The following is a 20,160-nucleotide window of genomic DNA, read 5'->3' on the forward strand; positions in this document are numbered from 1 at the left end:
TTAAAACTAAAATTAATTATTCCCATTCGATAGTTGCGGGTGGTTTACCTGAAATATCGTAAACAACACGAGAAATACCATCTATTTCATTAATGATACGGTTTGATACCACACCTAAAAACTCATAAGGTAAATGTGACCAGCGCGCTGTCATAAAGTCGATTGTTTCCACACAACGAAGTGATACAACCCAATCGTACTTACGTGCATCGCCCATAACCCCTACCGATTTAACAGGTAAGAATACAGTAAACGCTTGGCTTACTTTATGGTAAAGCTCAGCTTTGTGAAGCTCTTCGATGAAAATCGCATCAGCGCGGCGTAATAAATCACAGTATTCTTTTTTGATTTCGCCAAGTACACGCACACCTAAACCTGGTCCAGGGAAAGGATGACGGTAAAGCATGTCGTACGGTAAACCTAGTTCTAGGCCAATTTTACGTACTTCATCTTTGAATAATTCACGTAATGGCTCAACAAGGCCCATTTTCATGTCATCTGGTAATCCACCCACATTGTGGTGAGATTTAATAACATGCGCTTTACCAGTTGCAGATGCCGCTGATTCAATTACATCTGGGTAAATTGTACCTTGCGCTAACCATTTTGCATTTTTAAGCTTTTTGGCTTGCTCATCAAATACATTAATAAACGTGTGACCAATGGCTTTACGTTTATCTTCTGGGTCTGACTTACCCGCTAGATCATTTAAAAACTGCTCTTCAGCTTCAACTTTAACAATGTTTAAGCCAAATTTATTACCAAACATGTCCATTACTTGTTGGCCTTCGTTTAAACGAAGTAAACCATTATCAACAAATACACATGTTAGTCTTTCGCCAATTGCACGGTGAATAAGCATAGCCACAACCGATGAATCAACACCACCAGAGAGGCCTAAAATAACTTCGTCATCGCCAACTGTTTCTTTAATACGCTCGATAGCATCATCGATAATTTTTGCAGCAGTCCACAATTTTTCACAGCCACAAATATCAATAGCAAAACGCTCTAATAAGCGCTGACCTTGGTGCGTGTGTGTTACTTCTGGGTGAAACTGTACACCGTAAAAACGTTTTTCTTCGTTAGACATTGCAGCATGTGGACAAGTAGATGTTTTAGCTGTTGTTGCAAAACCAGCTGGAATATCCATTACTTTGTCGCCATGGCTCATCCATACGTCGAGTATGCCGTTGCCGCCATCGGTAATGCTGTCTTCAATTGCATCAAATAATGCACAGTTGCCTACTTTTTCTACTTGTGCGTAACCAAACTCTTTTTTATCAGAGCTGTGTACACTTCCGCCAAGTTGAGCTGCCATTGTTTGCATACCGTAGCAAATACCTAGCACAGGCACGCCTGCATTAAATACATACTCAGGAGCGCGCGGGCTGTTTTCAAGTGTTGTTGATTCTGGACCACCAGAAAGAATAATACCTTGTGGGTTGAACTCGCGGATTTGCTCTTCAGTCACATCCCATGCCCAAAGTTCACAGTAAACACCAATTTCACGCACACGACGGGCGATTAATTGAGTGTATTGTGAACCAAAGTCTAAAATGAGAATTCGTGAATCGTGAATATCTTTGCTCATGGAGTATCTCGTAAAGTCTGATGCTAAATGCCGTTTGTTAATGTAAACGACTAAAAAGAGGGCTTGCAAAGCAAGCCCCGTATATTAAATTAATTACGCTGCTTAACCTAAGCGGTAATTTGGTGCTTCTTTAGTGATTTGCACATCATGAACGTGCGACTCACCCATACCGGCTGAAGTAACACGTACAAATTGTGGTTTTGTATTTAGCTCTTCAATTGTTGCACAACCCGTTAAGCCCATAGCACTTCGCAGGCCGCCCACTTGCTGATGAATAATCGTTGCAATAGGGCCTTTGTAAGCTACGCGACCTTCAATACCTTCAGGTACTAACTTGTCTGCTTCGTTTGATTTTTGGAAGTAACGATCTGATGAACCTTCTTTTTGATCCATCGCGCCCAATGAGCCCATACCACGGTAAGATTTGTAATAACGGCCTTGGTATAATTCAACTTCACCTGGTGCTTCTTCAGTACCAGCAAGAAGTGAACCCACCATTACACACGATGCACCAGCAACAAGTGCTTTAACAATATCACCAGAAAAACGAATGCCACCATCAGCAATAACAGGAATGTCGCGACCTTTTAAGCCTTCAACAGCATCTGAAATAGCTGTAATTTGTGGAACGCCACAACCGGTAACAATACGTGTAGTACAGATAGAACCTGGGCCTATACCTACTTTAACTGCATCGGCACCGGCATCAGCAAGTGCAATCGCACCTTCAGCTGTTGCTATGTTGCCTGCAATAATTTGTAAGTCTGGGTACTCTTTACGTGTTTTAGTAACACGGTCAATAACACCTTGAGAGTGGCCATGCGATGTATCGATAAGTAAAACATCAATACCCGCTTCTACTAATGCAGCAATACGCTCATCAGTACCTGCACCAACACTTACAGCTGCACCTACACGTAAACGACCTTGGTCGTCTTTACATGCGTCAGGTTTGTCTTGGGCTTTTTGGTAATCTTTTACTGTGATCATGCCTTTAAGTTTAAATTCATCATCAACAACAAGGATTTTTTCAATGCGGTGTTCGTGCATTAAGCCTAAAATTTCTTCGCGTGCTGCGCCTTCTTTAACGGTAACAAGCTTTTCTTTTTTAGTCATAACGGTAGAAACAGGCTGTTCAAGCTTAGTTTCAAAACGCATATCACGACTAGTAACAATGCCTACAAGCACATTATTGCTATCGGTAACCGGAAAGCCTGAAAAACCTTTTTCGTGCGAAAGCTCAATTGCATCTGCAATTGTTAAATCGGCAGTCACCGTTACAGGGTATGAAACAATACCTGCTTCGTAGGTTTTAACTTTACGTACGTTTTTCGCTTGTTCTTCAATAGTCATGTTTTTATGAATAAAACCAAGACCACCTTCTTGCGCAAGGGCAATAGCTAAACGAGCTTCTGTAACAGTATCCATAGATGCTGAAATAAGCGGCAAGTTAAGTTTGATACCACGCGTTAAGCGAGTTGAAATATTTGCCGTGTGTGGCAAAACAGTAGAATGACCAGGTACTAAAAGTACGTCATCAAAGGTAAGAGCTTCTTTAGCGATTCTAAGCATTTTGGCAACTTCTCACATGTGGATCTAAGATAAGGAATTGCGGCCAAATTTTAACAGCGTTGTTGGCATGAGTAAATAATATTTCGCAAATATTTATGATAAAGTAGTGCAATAAATAGTTTTAGGTTGTTTTTTATGTTTTCGAAGCCTTCGCAGGCGGTTTACACCGTTTCACGCCTTAATAGAGAAATTCGCACAATCCTTGAGCAAGGTTTTGCATCTTTAGTGCTCACGGGCGAAATTTCTAACTTTATTACCCCTGCATCCGGGCATTGGTATTTTTCGTTAAAAGACGATAAAGCACAAATTAAAGCCGCTATGTGGCGCGGAAATAATCGCAATCAAAGCTACCGCCCTGTAAATGGCGCACAAGTTACAGTAAAAGCGCGTGTATCGCTTTATGAACCTCGCGGTGACTACCAGCTTATTGTTGAGCATATGGAACCGGCCGGCGAAGGTCAGCTAAAACAAGAATTCGATGCGCTTAAAATGCGTTTGGCCGCCGAAGGATTATTTAGCTCTGCGTATAAAAAACCACTTCCGCAAAACATTAATCGCATTGGTGTTATTACCTCAGCAACAGGCGCTGCTATAAAAGATATTTTAACGGTACTCAAACGCCGTGCACCGCAGCTAGAAGTCATCATTTACCCTGCTATCGTACAAGGCAAAGAAGCGCACGTGCATTTAATTAACCAAATTGAATTAGCCAACACACGTGATGAAGTAGACGTACTTATTTTAGGGCGAGGCGGCGGATCACTTGAAGATTTATGGTGTTTTAATCACGAACAGCTCGCCCGCGCTATTTTCAAAAGTGAATTACCGATAGTAAGTGCGGTAGGCCACGAAATAGATACCACTATTAGCGATTACGTCGCTGATGTTCGTGCAGCGACCCCATCAGCCGCAGCTGAGCTTGTAAGCCCAAATACGCAAGAGTTACACAATAAGGTAACGCAATTAGTTAATCGTTTATCTAACGCGTTTAAGCACGGTATTGCCGACAAACGCGCACTAGCAACGCAGTTACAACACCGCCTTAATTTGTGTCATCCGCGTAATCAGCTCAATCAAAAATCACAACGCTTGGATGAGCTAAGCATTGCACTGCAACAAGCTATGCGTAATCGTTTATACCAGCAAGAACGCACACTCAATAACTTAACGCCGCGTTTAATGCGCCAATCACCCGACAAAAAACTCGCTACAGCAAGCCATCAACTTACGCAAATACAAGCAAGGCTTAATCAGGCTATACAACATCAATTGCAACAAGCTAATAATAATTTGGCGTTACAAGCGAGTAGATTAGACTCAGTAAGCCCACTCAACGTATTAGCACGTGGTTACAGCATTACAAAAAATGAGAAAAACAAAGTGGTTAAATCGGTAGGAGATGTAAAAGCTGGCGACACGCTAATTACAGAATTTGTTGACGGCGTGGTGCACTCACAAGTACATAGCTAAGGCGTTAAAAAAACATTATAAAGTGCGTATACTTACTCTTTGATACTTACTACAAACTCTATTTTCTCGTCGTTAGAGCTTGATGTAGTTAGCTTAAATTGCTGCCACCAGGGCATTGCTGTTAGCTTATCGTTAAGCTCACGCCACTGTGCATGTCCTTGCTCATTACTTTGCTCAGCAACAATTACAAATTTACACAGAGTTTGCTTGCACTCCAAATCACTTAACTGTGCTGAGTTACTCAAGTTGCTGGTAATTAAAAAATCGGTAAGCGCCGTTTCTATTTCATAACTCCACTGAGTATTTTCACTTTCATTATCAAATTTTTCATCAAGTTGCTTAGAAAAATCAACATCATCTAATTGCGCTAACTGAGTTGACTTTAATTGTTGTTCGGCACGCTTTAGTTCCTTGGTTTTAACGGCAAGCTCGTCGGTAAGCGTACTTATTTGCTGAGTATACTCTTGTTCAACAAATTGCCGTGTAGCATTTTGGTTGGCCGTAATTAAAGCGCTATTTAGGTTTGAGTCATTGCTAACATCATGACTACTAAGTTTATTATTGCTACTGACTTTAATAGTAACATTCTGACGCGTATTTTCTGACTGAGGATATGCGTCATTAGATATTTTATTAAAAAACAAAAAGTAACTACTAGCCAACCCCACACCAGTAATAAAACTTAGCAACATTGAAAGTGAGTTACTTTTATTAGACATTATTTTTACCTAAGGCTACAGCATTGCGCTAGTATGCGATGCGTTTTCTGGCTCTTGTTGAGTCAAAAAGTTTTGGTTCATACTTTGCGCCGGACACTCACAATCCGGTCGACCAATAATTTTAGCGGGTACGCCAACAGCGGTTGTGTGTGGTGGAACATTGCTAAGTACAACTGAGCCCGCACCAATTCGTGCGCCCTCACCTACTTCAATATTACCAAGTACTTTAGCGCCGGCGCCAATTAATACGCCCGCTCTAATTTTAGGATGACGATCGCCCTGCTCATTACCTGTACCGCCAAGCGTTACAGATTGCAAAATTGATACGTTATCTTCAATTACCGCTGTTTCACCAATAACAATACCGGTTGCGTGGTCAAACATAATGCCTTTACCCACTTTACATGCTGGGTGAATATCGACCCCAAACACTTCAGAGTTACGGCTTTGAATAAAGCGCGCTAGCTCTTTGCGGTTTTGTTGCCACAAGCAATTAGCCAAACGGTGCGCCTGAATAGCATGAAAACCTTTTAGATTTAATATAACCGTAAGATATGTTTCTGATGCCGGATCGCGGTCTTTTACCGCTTTAATATCCTCAGCAACAAACGAGAGCATACGGTCACATTTTACAAATGCTTGGTCGAACAACTCTCGGATAGTGAATGCAGATACCACCGCATCAGCCAACTTATTAGCAACAATAAAGCTCAATGCCGAACCTAAACAATCATGATTCAAAATGCATGAATAAACATGACTTGCTAATAATGGTTCACGTTTTACTACATCGTTAGCTTCGTCGCGAAGCTGTTGCCAAATTGCATGACGCATAATACTGCACTGCCTTAAGTTGATATAAAATAGCCTTTTCCCAAGTCTAACGGATTTAACCACTAAGGTGTTAATCCCTTAGTTATTTGTTCTGGTTATTAGATATAACTAGCACCCAGAAATGATATTTTAAATACTTACCTATTTTTTAGATTAAGTTATACGACAGTAGCTAAAATGACCAATGCATACTTAAAATATAATAAATTAATAAAAATCAAAAGCTAACAACATATGACAGCTCACCTGTCATATGCCAAAATACATACTGGCGTACAGCTGACGGCGTAAATAACAAAAACAAACGCTAAATTAGCATCATCAACTCAACAAGGATAACGATGATGAAAAACGATATATTAAATACAAGAAAATTAGGTTACAAATTTTACTTTCAAGATGGCGACAATCAAATAGCCTGTTTTGGCAGCTACTTTACAGGCAAAGAAGAAATCTATGTAAACGACGATTTAGTTAGTAGTAAGCGTAGCGTTGGTAGAAAAAGCACGCATACATTTGAGTTTAAAGAACATAACTACCAAGTTAAATATCACATGCTAAATATTATCACTGGCAAGCTTGAATGTACTTTTTTTAAAAATAATGAGCAAATAAAGCAGCAAGAACAAACTGTACTTCCTTTTATTAAGGATACGAAAAGAGCCGTGCTCTTTTTTTCTGCCTGTGTACTTGCCGGATACTTAGGTGGGTATTCAACCTTTGCGCTAATTGACTTAGTGGTAGGTAAATAAACGCATGCAACTTAACCCTAAAACAATAAAAGAACTTAGGCAGCAATTTAATTGGACGCAACAGCAACTTGCCGATGCCTGCGATGTAAGCTTACGTACCATTCAGCGTGTAGAAAAAGAAGGTGCGGCATCAAAAGAAACCACAATGGCTTTATGCGCAGTATTTGAAGTGCGCCAAGGCGAGCTTATAAAACTAGACGACTTAGAAGTAGATGAAATGGTTAAAGTCCAATCAACGCAAAAGTTTATTGTAGCTATTGCTATAAGCTCTTTAATTAGCTTTACACTCGGTGTTGGCTGTATGCTATTAATAACAAGCTTATGATATTAGTAACGAGCTTATTTTATTAGTAACAAGCCTTTGCTTTGGCTTAAAGTATTAATATAAAAATGCCCCAGAGCTTTAAAGCACTGGGGCATTTTTTATACGTTTCAAGATAGTTTAAAAACCACTTAAATTATTGAAATACTTTATCAACTTTCATCACTTCAATATTTTTTGCAGGAATTGCTAATTTATAATCGGCAATCACTTTATCCTCAGCAACCAACTCAGCAGGTTTATTAGTGTTATAGACCATTGGTGATGTTTGCTGCGACGCTAAACGTTTTTGCATATCAGCGCCGCCTGCGGTTATAAACACATATTGAACATTGTCTGTTTGTAAGTTTTCTTTAATAACGCGATTTACATCAGCAACGCTTAGCGTTTTAAGTTTGTTAGTTACGTAACTTACAAAACTATCTGTGTCGTAAAATTCGCTATCAAGTGCGTAACCTAATTGGCGGTTTTGACTTGCAACCATTTGCGGCACAAAGTTAATTAAAAAGTTACGTGTTGCTTCAAAGTCATCTTCGCTCATACCATTTTTAATTAGCTTATCTAGCTCAAACAAGGCGGTACGTGTTGCAAAGTGCGCATCGTTATTAGAGCGAAGTGGGCGTAACCACACTTGAAATATTTGCTCAGAGCGCCCTAGGTTTGCATCAGGCTTGGTTTGAAACATACCACGTGGAAAGTATTCAATGTATGCGTAATCGCCGTAGTTCATGCCGCGAGTTTCACGAATACGCTCATATAAAAAGCTGTTAGAACTACGGTGCTCACCAAAGTACGAACGCACAAGCCAAAGGGCTGTCCAGTCTTCGCTACTTCTAATTGTATCAATAGGGAAACCAAACGATACCGCCGTCGATTGCGCTGACTTTTCTACAATCGTTGCATGATGACCTTTAAGCACTGGCGCATCAGGAATACTTAAACGGCTTTGCTCACCCTTTGGTAGCGTTGCAAAATCGCTCATCATTTTAGCTTTAAGCTTTGCAGGTACAGCCCCAATTAAACCAACCGTGAGTTTAGATTGCGTAAGCTCGCTGTTATAAAACGCTTTAACGTCATCTAGCGTCAACGCTTCTAAATCCGAAATATCACCATAGTTGTAGCTTTCGTAAGGGTGATTTTTGTAAAGCGCACTGTATAGCACTTCTTTGCCTAGCTCTTCATCGTTAGATGCTTTTAAGCCTGACTTAATGCCATCGATCATTTCTTTTTTAAGGCGCTTAAAGTCGTCATCTCTAAAACCTGGGTTTAGTAATTGATCGCTCACAAGTGAATACCACTGCGCCGCATTATCTTTATGAATACGTCCTTGGAACGACAGCATTTCTTTATCTATTTGATAACCAAAGCTACCCGCAAGCGGATAAAGTGCTTTTTGAATATCTTTATAGCTTGTCGCCTCTGAGCCACCTTGTGCAAGCATAGCCGCAGTTAACGCAGCAACACCTTTTTTGCCTTGTGGGTCGGCAGCCGCACCGGTATTGAATAAAAAGTTAACATCAATTAATGGCGAGCCATTCGTTTTATCAAGTACTTTAAATACAGGTGCCGCAGGTGCTTGTTTAAGCTTTGCAGTAAGCGCATTTAAATTAATTTCTTGCTCGAAACCTGGGGCTTTATCAAGTGCCGACATTGTTAATGTGGTACGTGCGTTATCAGTAAAGTATTTATTAGCAACGGCTTTAATATCTGCGCTGGTAATGTTATCTGCCGATTTATACAGCTGGTTTATAACTTCAGGATCGCGCTCAAAATGCATGTAGCTGGCAAGAGTTGATGCAATCGCTTGCGATGAATCCAAGCCATTAATAAAGCTGTATTTAAGGTTCGATTTTAAATCACTCAACTTTTGCTCATCAACAAGCTCAGTGCGTGCTTTTGCATAAGTGCGGTTAATGGCATCGCGCGCAGTGGCTAAATCGTCTGCGTTTTCTACTTTAACAAATACGTGTAATAAACCCGGATCTTTAGTCTCAGGGTTATAAGTAAACATTTGGCTGGCAATTTGTTTGTCGACCACTAGCTCTTGATATAAATCTGAATTACTAGAAAAATAAAGCTGTGAGATTAAATCAAGTGCTGCTCTGTCTTTTTTAGCAGGCTCCCACGCAGCGCCTTTGTAGGATACAAGTAACCAATGTCCTGGTAGCGCTTCATCTTGCTGGTGCAAATATTTTGGTGCTTGTTGAACAGGCTCTGCTTTAATGTCAGCAACATAGTTACCCTTTTTCCAGCTACCCCAATGCTTTTTAACCATTGCCATTGTTGCTTGTGGATCTACATCGCCCACAATAACAAGTGACACATACTCAGGTTTATAAAATTTAGCAAAAAACTCTTTCCCGTACGCCATTTGATCTGGCATGGCTTCTATGTCTTTAAAAAAGCCCATAGTGGTGTGTTTATACGTGTGCTTATCAAACGCTTCTTCGCGTACAGCGCTTAATAATTTACGAATTGGGCTCGCGTTGTTTTTTAAGTACTCACCTTTTACCGTTTGTGCTTCTGTTCTAAATTGCTCTTCGGTGTAAGTTAAGTTTTGAAAAATATCAGCTTCAAGCTCAAGCACTTTATCAAGGTGCTGTTTTGAAAAGTTTAAATGGTAGTTTGTAAAATCGTTTGTTGTATAAGCGCGGTTATCAACACCTGAATTTTTTAATATGTCTGAGTACACATCTTCAGGGTATTTTTGTGAGCCTTTAAACATCATGTGTTCAAAAAAGTGAGCAAAGCCTGTTTTGCCCTCTTCAACTTCGTTACGCGACCCAACCGATACCGGAATTTGCAGCGACACTACATCAGGGTAGTCGGTTTTAACAACCATGACACGTAAGCCGTTTTCTAGCTCTTCAATTAAATAATCTTGCGAGAAAACACGGTCATCAGCTTTATTTACTTGTTCTTGTTGTGCTGTTGTTTGCGTGCTTTGGTTTTGTTGCATGGCGCAACCTGTTAACGCCAGCGATACCGCTAAGCTGGTTGCTAATAATTTAAATTTCATTGTTGTCCCTTTTTAAATTGAGCAAATTTGTTGTCAGATTTAACTCTTTAATTATGCCCCAAAGCCAATAAATATAAGAGTCCCAAGGGGATTTATTATGTAAACAACTGTGTCAATTATAAATTATGGGAACAAGCACTATGAATAAACATCATGTTAATTGAAAAACTTTCATTAAATAAATCTATCTAGACGTCTAAATGGCTGCTATATTAAATCCATCAAAACAAACTTAGCTGGAATGAGGATTATGGCTTTATCACTAAAAGAGAAGATAGTGGACACCAATCAAGGTGTTTATCTTATTGGTACTACCCCGCCTAAAATTGGCACCGATAAAGCGCAATTAAAAACCATTGCAGAAAAGCTATTAGGTCGCTTACACGAAATTGAATACGACGGTGTGATAATTTACGACATTCAAGACGAAAGCAGCCGAACTAACCAAGACCGCCCATTTGCGTTTAAACAAACCGTTGATCCGCGTGAATACAGCCATTTACTTCGTAATTTATCTGCACAAGATGTAATTACTTATAAGAGTGTGGCGCAGCGTGGCGTAGGCGAATTTAAAGATTGGCTAAGTGAAACTAAAAACGACTACGATTTACAAAATGTTGTTTTAGTAGGTAGCCCATCATCGATAGGCGATATAAAGCTAAGCCTGCCAGATGCTTATAAAGCGATGGCTGAGCAGTCAGATGATTTCTTTTTAGGTGGCGTTACTATTGCCGAGCGCCATTCAAGCAAACGAAATGAGCACGAACGATTAATAGAAAAAACAGCACAAGGTTGTCAGTTTTTTATATCGCAAGCTGTTTACGATGCACAAGCGACTATAGAGCTAATTACTAGCTACGCACGTACATGTAAAGCACAAGGGATTACACCTCAACGTATTATATTAACGTTTACCCCGTGCGGCGGCGAAAAAACCTTAGACTTTATGCAATGGTTGGGTATCTCAGTGCCAGAGGCAACTAAATGGCGCATGCTTGATGCAGACAATACATTAAGCGAATCAGTACGTATTTGCCGCGAAAACCTCGACTTAATACTTAAAAGCTGTGCGCATTTAGATGTACCGCTGGGCTTAAATATTGAAAGCTTAACAAACCGTAAAGAAGAAATTGATGCATCAATCAACTTATACCGTTTATTAAAAGCAATAATGGAATTAAACCTAGCCGAAAAGCTAATAGCTTAAAGGCTAGGTTAGAGCTAATTAACACCCTTCTTGGCAAGCCTAATGGCTTGCTTTTTTATGTCCGTTCTTTGAAAAATTAATTAATAAATACAAGTAAAGATTTGCAGCTTAAGCTATTTATTGAAGGTGTTTTTGGTTATTACTCTCAAGCCTTTTTAAGGCAAACCCCATAGAGGAGCACATAACACCAAAAATTATTCCCTCATTAGATATAAATCTAATGCTAGGGAACGTTTCAAATAAGCTTATTATTGCTAAGGAAAAAATAAAACCTATCGCAGAAAAAACTAGCCAAGTTTGTGTGGCATGAGTCATGACGAACCTCCTTTTATTGTGCTTTTTTAGCGAGCTTGTACGCTTGTTTATTTTTATACATTGCGTGGTCTGCATCATTTAATAGCGCTTCAAAGGGCTGCTTTTGTTTATTAGTAAAACTATAACCAATACTAAGCGATAAATCGCAAACGTCTTCTTTGAGTAAGGCTTTTGAATACTCAGAGGATATTTTATCCATGATGTAGTTAATCTTGCTTTTATCGCTTAATTGCATTACTGCAACAAACTCATCACCACCTAAACGCCCTACTATGTCGGCATCTCTTAAATGGTTTTTTAGCGTATCTGCCAATATAATTAAGGCTTTGTCGCCCACTTCATGTCCGCAGGTGTCGTTTAATTTTTTAAAGTCGTTTATATCAATAAACAAGCAACATACGTCGAAGCCTAAACGTAGCGCTAAGTTAAGTTTTTGCTGGGCTAATAAGTTGAGTGCTCGGCGATTATAAATATCTGTTAATGAGTCTAACATGGCTATTTCGCGCATTTGCTCATAGCTATGCACAAGTGCTAAATCATCTTCAATTAAATCGCGTAGTTGCTCTATGAGTTCAAAATATTCATCGGTATAGCTTGTTATTTTAGTGTCTTTTAAGCATAGCGTGCCAAACACTTCGCCCTCAGGCCAATGAATAGGTAAACCTAGGTAGGATTCAACACCATCTTCAACTACTTCTGGTAGGGTGTTCCATGCATCGTTATTGCTTGCATCATTAACATATAAAATATTATTAGTTTCAGCAACGTGACGACAAAAAAGAGGTGTTTGAGGAGGAAGTATGGGATTTGTCTCAAAGTTAGAGCCACCTTCGTTACTTCTAATAACAACGCGATAGCCTTTACTTGTTGCCTGTACGATATAACCAGACGGGGCTGAAAAAAGCCCCGTAATAAGATCTATGGTTTTTTGCCATTTATGCAAAGATATCTGGCCATCAATACCAGAAAATGCCCATTGATCAGTTTCAAACATTAGCTTTACCTCGGCTATTTAGTAGCTCCAGTATAGGCAAAAAAGCAAAATAAAAGCTATTATTTACGACGTCTGCTTGGCTCTCTTTTACCAGTTATGCGTTTTTTATCGCGATCTTTTCGCGACTTGTTAGTATTTTTACGATTATCTTTTGGCTTTTTATTAGGATCTGGCTCGTAACCTTCTAACCACTGCGGCGTTAAACGCGTATCGAGTAGTACTTCAATTTCTTCTAGCAGCCATTGCTCATCAAGACTTACCAGCGACATAGCAAGTCCTTGTTCGCCAGCACGACCTGTACGGCCAATACGGTGCACGTAATCCTCGGCAATGTACGGTAGTTCAAAGTTAATTACGTATCTAAGTGTAGAAATATCTAAACCACGCGCAGCTACATCGGTTGCAACAAGTACGCGTGTAATACCTTCTTTAAAGTTTTGCAATGCACGGTCGCGTGCGCCTTGCGATTTGTCGCCATGGATTGATTCGGTTTTTAAACCGTCTTTACACATTTCTTTAGCAAGCTGATCAGCCATTTGTTTTGTGCGAGTAAAAATAAGCACTTGGCGCCAGTTTTTCATACCAATCATGTGCGATACAAGTTCGCGCTTACGATCCTCATCTACAGCGTAAATAACTTGCTCTACTTCAACGGCTGCTGAGTTACGTTTATCAACTTCAATTAGCTCTGGGTTTTTAAGTAACTTTTTACTGAGTTCAAACACGCTGTCATCAAACGTAGCTGAAAATAGTAAAGTTTGGCGATCGCCCGGGATATGTCGCAATATACGTCTAATTTCATCAATAAAGCCCATATCAAGCATGCGGTCAGCTTCGTCAAACACTAAGGAGTCTACGCTTGAAAGTACCACACTGCCTTTAACTATATGATCAAGCAAACGCCCAGGTGTTGCCACTATAACTTGCGCTGTTTTAAGTGCTTTTATTTGAGGGCCAATACTTGCGCCACCATAGGCTAAAGCGCCATTGATATTAGTGCCTTGTGCGTACTTTTCAAAGCTTGCAAATACTTGCTGAGCAAGCTCACGGGTTGGCGTTAAAATGACTACACGTGCAAGGCCTTGCTCATCTTTTTTAGGGGTATTTAAAAGCTTATGTAATAAAGGTAAAACAAAGGCGGCAGTTTTACCCGTACCTGTTTGCGCGCTGCCCATTACATCACTTCCGGCTAAAATAGGCGGAATAGTTTTAATCTGAATTGCGGTTGGTTGAGTGTAATTATTTTGCTCAATCGCTGTTAATAATAACGGGTCGAGATTAAGTGATGAGAACGTAGTGGCAGACATAGGTTTAGCTTTAAAATAACAAAGAGCGCTATTGTACGCATATTACTGTACTGCGTAAATTATCCAGTCCAGAAAAGTATTTAATCGTGGTTGCTCACTTTCACTTTAGCGCTAAAAACAATAAAAAAGGCGCTAAATAACAGCTGTATTTAGCGCCTTTTATAGTTTGCTGTAGCTTTAAGCTGGCTTTAGTGTCGCTTTACGCTCGTTGTAAAACGCTATTAAATCGTCAACTGTTGCTTGGCAGTATTCGCGTATACCCGAAACTACCATATGCTTTTCACCACTACCCACTTTAACGCCGTTTTCTAACAGGTTAAAACGTAGTGTAATTTTTCCGCGCTTGCCGGCGTACTCAAAACTAGGCTCTGCAAACTCAAGTTCTGGTTCTGTAATATCAAGATTATCAAGATTGATAAGCATTGATTCGTAAATAATCATTGGGCGAGCAGGGTTAATCATTACCTCTTGCTTACCCATTAATGGAATAATTACATGCGGGAAAGTAGTACCAGAAAACTCAACATAATTTTTTATTAGGCTATTAGTCAGTGCTGGGCATTGGCTGGTTTTACCTTTGCGCTTTACCTTTAAAATAACTTTTTCGCCATTGGTTACATCAAACTCATCAGCCCCTTCAGGGAAGTTAAGTTTGGTGTTTTCATCAACCATACCGGCAAAAGTAAATTCCATTTGTTCACTAATACCGTAGCGGTCTAGTACCAATGAAAAAAGTAAGTCTCCTGGCGCGCAAAACTTTTTGGCATCTTTGTCGTGAAGTGGATTGTAATCGTCAGCAACGCATTTAGCGAATCGACAACCCTGCTCACGAGAGATAGAAACATAATCAGCATGCTGCTGAAAAAAAGGACTTAACATAGTTTGTTCACTGCTTAAACTGCTTATAACCTATCTATATTACCAGAAAAAAAATACTGAGAGGTCGAATCTGTTAGATTAGTTGCTAAATAAAACAGAGCAATAAAAAACAATGACCTTTTATTTATTAGCGCTATCAATTATATGTGTTTTTCCGTATTGCAAAATATCAATAATGCGACAACCCCTTTGGCACTACTTACTAGCTTTAGGTGTTGTGAGTGCATATTTTCAAGGTTATATAAATTTATATGCTCTGCTGTTCACTGGGCTTTACGTTGTTTTATACTACTGTGTGCTAAATACAAAGCAGGCAATAATTCGCGCTACTTTAAGTACTGTGTTTATAGTTTCCTCATTGGCATTAGCACTTCATTGGGTGCCTGGTTTTAATAACCTCCCTATTGTTATAAACGAGCGTATTACAAGCGATGCGATTGCTTTTACCCTTTATGCTAATTTTGATAAAGCTATGGCGGGTTTATTTCTTTGTGCTTACTTTTATTCAAATAAAAAAGCTTTAAAAGCAGACTCTAATAAAGCGGGCCCATTAAACTTTAAACAAGCCAGTTTAATAATTATTGCTACTGTTTTAGCTACGCTCATTGCGGCTTTAATGCTTGGACTTATAAGCTTTAACCCTAAGGTTCCTGACTTTTGGTTAGCCTTTATGGCTATTAATCTTTTATTTACCTGTGTTGCCGAGGAAGCTTTATTTAGAGGTTTACTACAAACTAAGCTTAACAAAATAATTACACCGACCCGTTTAGCAATACTTGCCCCTGTAATTACTGCAGGTATTTTTGCTTTGGCACATTTTGCTGGAGGAATTAACTATGTATTGGTTTCATTTATTGCAGGCTTGGGGTATGGCTATGTTTTTTATAAAACGCAGCGCTTAGAGTGGGCTATTTTATGCCATTGGTTGGTTAATATTTGCCACTTCTTTTTGTTTACTTACCCTATGCTCAGTAGTATTTAAGTCACTTACAAATACAAACAATTTATTAACCTATTAGCCTTGCATGTATTAAATTAAATGGGTATCTTTATTTCCTAACGAAATTAATAAATTGATGGATCAATTAGATATGCTAAGAGTCACAGCAACCTTAAGTTTACTCATTATTTTAGCTGGTTGTTCTGGAGCTCGCTTCCATACCAATATAACTAAAGATATTTTAGCAGAGCAGGTCAGTACTCGTGTTGCTAGAGGAGATCTTCAACAGTTTTATAGTGATCAAGAGGCGCACGAAAGCGGTGCTAAACTTTTAGGTCGAGTTGAAGGGCAGTTCTGTGTTAGCAACAATCGTGATGCTAAGCCTAATATTAGCTATAACCGCGCTAAGTCTCACGCCATTGACGCACTTAAGAATGATACTATGAATAGAGGCGGAAATGCTTTTACTATCAATTCTTGTGGTGAAACGTCTGTATCGTACTGCGACCTATCTGTTTTATGCACCGGACAGGCCTACGACTATTAATAAATTATATATTAAGCGCAAAGCTCAGTAGTACGCGCTTTCCAGACTCGATTTTAGATACGCTGTGTTCGTACTTATCGGGTCTGAATAAATACACGCGATTAAATAAATTTATAATGCATTTTGAGCATTTAAATACCCCACCCGCTTTAGGTTTTTCTAATACAAAGTTGAGCTTGTAATAGCGCCCTTGCTGCACAGGGTCAATATGGTTCATTACGCTGTGATTAATTGGGTAAGTAACAAGGTTTATCGAAAATGTATTACTGCTAAAAATAGCTTTGTTTTTAACGGTTGCAATCATACTGCCTCCTATGAGTTTATATGCCGCATTGTAGCATTTAGTAAATTATGAATGCTTAGGCTAAACAATATCAAAATACGATGTCATATAGCTAAACAACCTGACACAAAAAAGCCGAACTTATTTTACTAAGCTCGGCTTTTAAAAATGCATTATTTAGCAATTATGCACTTGGGTATTCGCGGTACGCACGCTCTATATTTTTAGCCTGCTTTTTAGAAATACCTAAATGAGCAAGTGCAACACGTAAACGAGCACGTGATAAGTCAGACCCCAATATTTCCATTGCATCAAGCACTGACGTACTTGACGTTTTGCCAGTAATTGCGACAAATATTGGCTCTAAAAAGTCTTTAATCTTAAGCTCGTGGAATGTTGCAACTTCTTTTGCAATTGCAAAAATAGCGGGCTTTTCAAAGCTACGTAAACCTTCAAGCTGCCATACAAAAAATTGTAGCGCTTGGCGAATCACGTTTTCGTCTGCTTTGCCGGCTGTTAATAGCGCAGGATCGTAAGTTGGAATACCACCTACAAAGTGCCCTGCAAGCTCAACCATATCCGACAGCGTATTAATACGTGTTTTAACTTCTGGTAATATTTTAGCGAGCATTTCGCCATTAAACTTCCAATCAACAAAGCGCTGAATTAACTGCTCGTCGGTTAGATTTTCACGGATCCACATGCCGTTTAACCAGCTTAATTTATCTACGTCGAATACTGGACCACCAAGCGATACGCGCTTCATGTCGAAGTTTTCAATCATCTCGTTTAACGTGAACTTTTCACGCTCATCTGGCATTGACCAACCCATACGGCCTAAGTAGTTAAGCACGGCTTCTGGCAGGTAGCCCATTTCTTTATAGTAATTAATAGACGTTGGGTTTTTACGCTTAGACAGCTTTGATTTATCTGGGTTACGTAGTAATGGTAAGTGACCAAGTACTGGTGCTTCCCAACCAAAATCTTCATACAGTTTTAATAACTTAGGTGCTGAGTTAATCCACTCTTCACCACGGAAAATATGACTAATTTCCATATGGTGGTCGTCAACTACGTTCGCTAAAAAGTACGTTGGAAAGCCATCCGCTTTTAAAAGCACTTGCATGTCTACGTTTTCCCACGGGATCTCAATTTCATCACGTAAGTAGTCGTTAAACTTAAATGTGCCTTCGCTTGGGATTTTCATACGTATAACGTAAGGTTTGCCTTCAGCTAAGTTTGCTTTAATTTCTTCATCTGTATGGTTTAAACCACGACCGTCATATTTAGGGCGTAGGCCTTCTGCCATTTGCTCTTCACGCATTTGATCAAGCTCTTCGCTTGTTGCAAAGCAGTAAAACGCTTTACCATCATCAACTAACTGATGCGCGTATTTTTTATATAAATCGCTACGCTCAGATTGACGATAAGGACCAAATTCGCCACCCACATCAGGACCATGATCCCACTCAAGCCCTAACCAACGTAGGCTATCCATAATCGCAAGTTCAGACTCTGGCGTGCTACGTACTTGGTCTGTATCTTCTATACGAAGTACAAATTCACCGCCTTGTTGTTTAGCAAAACAGTAGTTAAATAAGGCGATATAAGCGGTGCCAAGATGCGGGTCACCAGTTGGCGACGGGGCAACACGGGTGCGAATTGTCATGGTATATTCTCTTTAAATAAGTGAGATAATAAAAGTGGTTTATGCAGCTACTTTGTTTAAGTAAGCAATAATATCGTTTGATTCATACAGCCATTGTACTTGGCCGTTTTGCTCTATACGCAGGCAAGGCACTTTAACTTTTCCGCCTTGTTCTAGTAGCTCTTGACGATATTGCTCATTGTCTTTTGCATCACGCGTTTCTATGTTTAAGCCTTCGCGTTTAATGGCGCGACGTACTTTTACACAAAACGGGCATGCTTTAAATTGATACAGTTTAAATTGTGAGGTTTGCTGATCAAGCTGTGCTTGCTCGTCGCTTGCACGCTTTTTACTGCGAGGAGTAAATACAAAATTAAAGAATAAAATTATACAACCTAAAAACCAACGAACTAATTTCATGTTCTGCGCTCTGCTTACAACAATTTAAGGAGCCAGATTTTAGCACAAATTTACAATCAAAAAAGTGTAATACTGCGAGAATTACACTCAAGTAATTTAATTTACTAAAAGTGCTTCTATAGCAAGACCATATCATCCCTATGAAGTACTTCTGCGCCACTATCGTAATCGAGTAACTGGCCTATTTGACTAGAATGCGCACCCTTTATTTTATTTACTTCAACGCTACTAAAGCGCGTTAAGCCCCGTGCAATTACTTGCTTTTTATTATCTATTAAATCAATTAAATCACCGCGTTCAAAACGTCCAAATGCATTAGTAACGCCTTTAGCAAGTAAGCTTGCGCCTTTATTTTGCAGCGCTGTAATAGCACCTGCATCTATAACAATTTGGCCGGTACTTTTAGGCCCGGCTAGTAACCATTTTTTACGGCCATCTTTTGGAGCGGTGAGTTTTAAAAAACGCGTGCCTGGTAACTCGTCACTCATGCATTTTAAAATAACGTTTTTACCTGCGCCTTTAGCAATAATAACTTCAACACCTGCGCGCCTTGCAATGTCGGCGGCCTGCAGTTTAGTCGCCATACCGCCGGTGCCTAAATTTGTACCACTGCCACCAGCAAGTTGTCGCAGCTCATCATTTATATGTGTTACTTCACCAATGAGGGTGGCATCGGCGTTTGTGCGCGGATCGCTGGTAAATAACCCTTCTTGATCGGTAAGTAGCAGTAACTTATTAGCATTAGCCAAAATAGCGACAAGTGCCGATAAATTATCGTTGTCGCCTACTTTTATTTCGCTGGTAGCGACTGCATCATTTTCGTTAATGATGGGTACAACGTCGTAATTTAATAATGCATTGAGTGTATCGCGGGCATTAAGGTAGCGCTCTCTGTCGTCTACATCAGCGCGAGTAAGCAGCATTTGCCCCACATTTACCCCATATAAAGCAAACAAGCTCTGCCAAATATGAATAAGTTGACCTTGTCCAATTGCAGCAAGCATTTGTTTATCAATTAAGCTTCTGCCACAGGGTTTTAATAGTTGTTCGCGCCCAGCAGCAACCGCGCCGCTCGATACTAAAATAACGTGATGACCCTGCTTTTTAAGCTCGCAACATTGGCGTACTAATTCAACCATATGTGCTTTGTCTAGCTTATCGGTGCCGCCAGTTAGTACGCTTGTACCAAGCTTTACAACTATTACCTGTTCCCTTTGCATGTGCTTTTTACTACTGATTAATTAAACATGAATTAATTTATACCAGCTCGGTATTTTTGAACAAGTTAAAAATTTTCATGCTAGGATCTGATTTTATTAAATTAAGTAAATTACTCTC

The 20,160-nt window shown here is 39.6% G+C and carries 19 protein-coding genes; 6 read left to right on the top strand and 13 right to left on the bottom strand.

What is annotated here, in order from left to right:
- Positions 1-16: 16 nt before the first annotated feature.
- Entirely contained in the window at positions 17-1,594 is a 1,578-nt protein-coding gene (gene guaA / locus I6E70_RS00070) for a glutamine-hydrolyzing GMP synthase (protein ID WP_008170177.1), read from the bottom strand.
- Positions 1,595-1,696: 102 nt separating this feature from the next.
- A complete protein-coding gene (guaB, locus tag I6E70_RS00075) occupies positions 1,697-3,166 on the bottom strand; it encodes an IMP dehydrogenase (protein ID WP_002958783.1) in 1,470 nt (489 codons plus the stop codon).
- 135 nt (positions 3,167-3,301) lie between these two features.
- On the opposite strand from guaB, the gene xseA reads away from it, so the two are divergent.
- Complete coding sequence (gene xseA / locus I6E70_RS00080; protein WP_197187756.1) at positions 3,302-4,636, top strand: exodeoxyribonuclease VII large subunit; 1,335 nt, start codon at positions 3,302-3,304, stop codon at positions 4,634-4,636.
- Positions 4,637-4,668: 32 nt separating this feature from the next.
- Here xseA and I6E70_RS00085 read toward each other — a convergent pair whose 3' ends face one another.
- Together I6E70_RS00085 and cysE are read right to left on the bottom strand one after the other, a co-directional pair.
- Complete coding sequence (locus I6E70_RS00085) at positions 4,669-5,355, bottom strand: hypothetical protein (protein ID WP_197187757.1); 687 nt, start codon at positions 5,353-5,355, stop codon at positions 4,669-4,671.
- Between the two features lie 15 nt (positions 5,356-5,370).
- A complete protein-coding gene (gene cysE / locus I6E70_RS00090; protein WP_121955565.1) occupies positions 5,371-6,189 on the bottom strand; it encodes a serine O-acetyltransferase in 819 nt (272 codons plus the stop codon).
- A 344-nt stretch (positions 6,190-6,533) separates the two neighbouring features.
- On the opposite strand from cysE, the gene I6E70_RS00095 reads away from it, so the two are divergent.
- Both I6E70_RS00095 and I6E70_RS00100 read left to right on the top strand, forming a co-directional pair.
- Complete coding sequence (locus I6E70_RS00095) at positions 6,534-6,941, top strand: hypothetical protein (protein WP_197187758.1); 408 nt, start codon at positions 6,534-6,536, stop codon at positions 6,939-6,941.
- A gap of 4 nt (positions 6,942-6,945) precedes the next feature.
- The gene (locus I6E70_RS00100) at positions 6,946-7,266 is read left to right on the top strand and encodes a helix-turn-helix transcriptional regulator (protein WP_197187759.1); all 321 of its coding nucleotides are present in this window, start codon (positions 6,946-6,948) and stop codon (positions 7,264-7,266) included.
- A gap of 133 nt (positions 7,267-7,399) precedes the next feature.
- Here the strand turns inward: I6E70_RS00100 and I6E70_RS00105 are convergent, their stop codons facing one another.
- Complete coding sequence (locus tag I6E70_RS00105) at positions 7,400-10,282, bottom strand: M16 family metallopeptidase (RefSeq protein WP_197187760.1); 2,883 nt, start codon at positions 10,280-10,282, stop codon at positions 7,400-7,402.
- A 250-nt stretch (positions 10,283-10,532) separates the two neighbouring features.
- Between I6E70_RS00105 and I6E70_RS00110 the strand changes: the two genes are divergently transcribed.
- Complete coding sequence (locus I6E70_RS00110) at positions 10,533-11,489, top strand: methylenetetrahydrofolate reductase (RefSeq protein ID WP_024593278.1); 957 nt, start codon at positions 10,533-10,535, stop codon at positions 11,487-11,489.
- Positions 11,490-11,606: 117 nt separating this feature from the next.
- Here I6E70_RS00110 and I6E70_RS00115 read toward each other — a convergent pair whose 3' ends face one another.
- From I6E70_RS00115 to I6E70_RS00130, 4 genes are all read right to left on the bottom strand, one after another.
- The gene (locus I6E70_RS00115) at positions 11,607-11,804 is read right to left on the bottom strand and encodes a hypothetical protein (RefSeq protein WP_024590050.1); all 198 of its coding nucleotides are present in this window, start codon (positions 11,802-11,804) and stop codon (positions 11,607-11,609) included.
- 13 nt (positions 11,805-11,817) lie between these two features.
- On the bottom strand, positions 11,818-12,798 hold the full coding sequence (locus tag I6E70_RS00120) for a sensor domain-containing diguanylate cyclase (RefSeq protein ID WP_197187761.1): 981 nt from the start codon (positions 12,796-12,798) through the stop codon (positions 11,818-11,820).
- Between the two features lie 59 nt (positions 12,799-12,857).
- Entirely contained in the window at positions 12,858-14,105 is a 1,248-nt protein-coding gene (locus I6E70_RS00125; RefSeq protein ID WP_024593280.1) for a DEAD/DEAH box helicase, read from the bottom strand.
- Positions 14,106-14,282: 177 nt separating this feature from the next.
- Complete coding sequence (locus tag I6E70_RS00130; protein WP_101217536.1) at positions 14,283-14,984, bottom strand: DUF3581 domain-containing protein; 702 nt, start codon at positions 14,982-14,984, stop codon at positions 14,283-14,285.
- 112 nt (positions 14,985-15,096) lie between these two features.
- Here I6E70_RS00130 and I6E70_RS00135 point away from each other — a divergent pair, with 112 nt between their 5' ends.
- Both I6E70_RS00135 and I6E70_RS00140 read left to right on the top strand, forming a co-directional pair.
- Entirely contained in the window at positions 15,097-15,966 is an 870-nt protein-coding gene (locus I6E70_RS00135; protein WP_197187762.1) for a CPBP family intramembrane glutamic endopeptidase, read from the top strand.
- Positions 15,967-16,075: 109 nt separating this feature from the next.
- Positions 16,076-16,471, top strand: coding sequence for a hypothetical protein (locus I6E70_RS00140; RefSeq protein WP_121954706.1), 396 nt, complete (start codon positions 16,076-16,078; stop codon positions 16,469-16,471).
- Positions 16,472-16,475: 4 nt separating this feature from the next.
- Here I6E70_RS00140 and I6E70_RS00145 read toward each other — a convergent pair whose 3' ends face one another.
- From I6E70_RS00145 to proB, 4 genes are all read right to left on the bottom strand, one after another.
- Entirely contained in the window at positions 16,476-16,775 is a 300-nt protein-coding gene (locus I6E70_RS00145; RefSeq protein ID WP_007581596.1) for a hypothetical protein, read from the bottom strand.
- Between the two features lie 163 nt (positions 16,776-16,938).
- Positions 16,939-18,423, bottom strand: a complete 1,485-nt coding sequence (gene gltX / locus I6E70_RS00150; RefSeq protein WP_007581594.1) for a glutamate--tRNA ligase — start codon at positions 18,421-18,423, stop codon at positions 16,939-16,941.
- A 39-nt stretch (positions 18,424-18,462) separates the two neighbouring features.
- The gene (locus I6E70_RS00155; RefSeq protein ID WP_007581591.1) at positions 18,463-18,822 is read right to left on the bottom strand and encodes a glutaredoxin family protein; all 360 of its coding nucleotides are present in this window, start codon (positions 18,820-18,822) and stop codon (positions 18,463-18,465) included.
- A gap of 116 nt (positions 18,823-18,938) precedes the next feature.
- Positions 18,939-20,042: a glutamate 5-kinase gene (proB, locus tag I6E70_RS00160; RefSeq protein WP_197187763.1), complete on the bottom strand. Its 1,104-nt coding sequence runs from the start codon at positions 20,040-20,042 to the stop codon at positions 18,939-18,941.
- Positions 20,043-20,160: the final 118 nt, after the last annotated feature.

It is taken from the genome of Pseudoalteromonas sp. NGC95 (assembly GCF_015864705.1).
GTDB lineage: Bacteria > Pseudomonadota > Gammaproteobacteria > Enterobacterales > Alteromonadaceae > Pseudoalteromonas > Pseudoalteromonas arctica.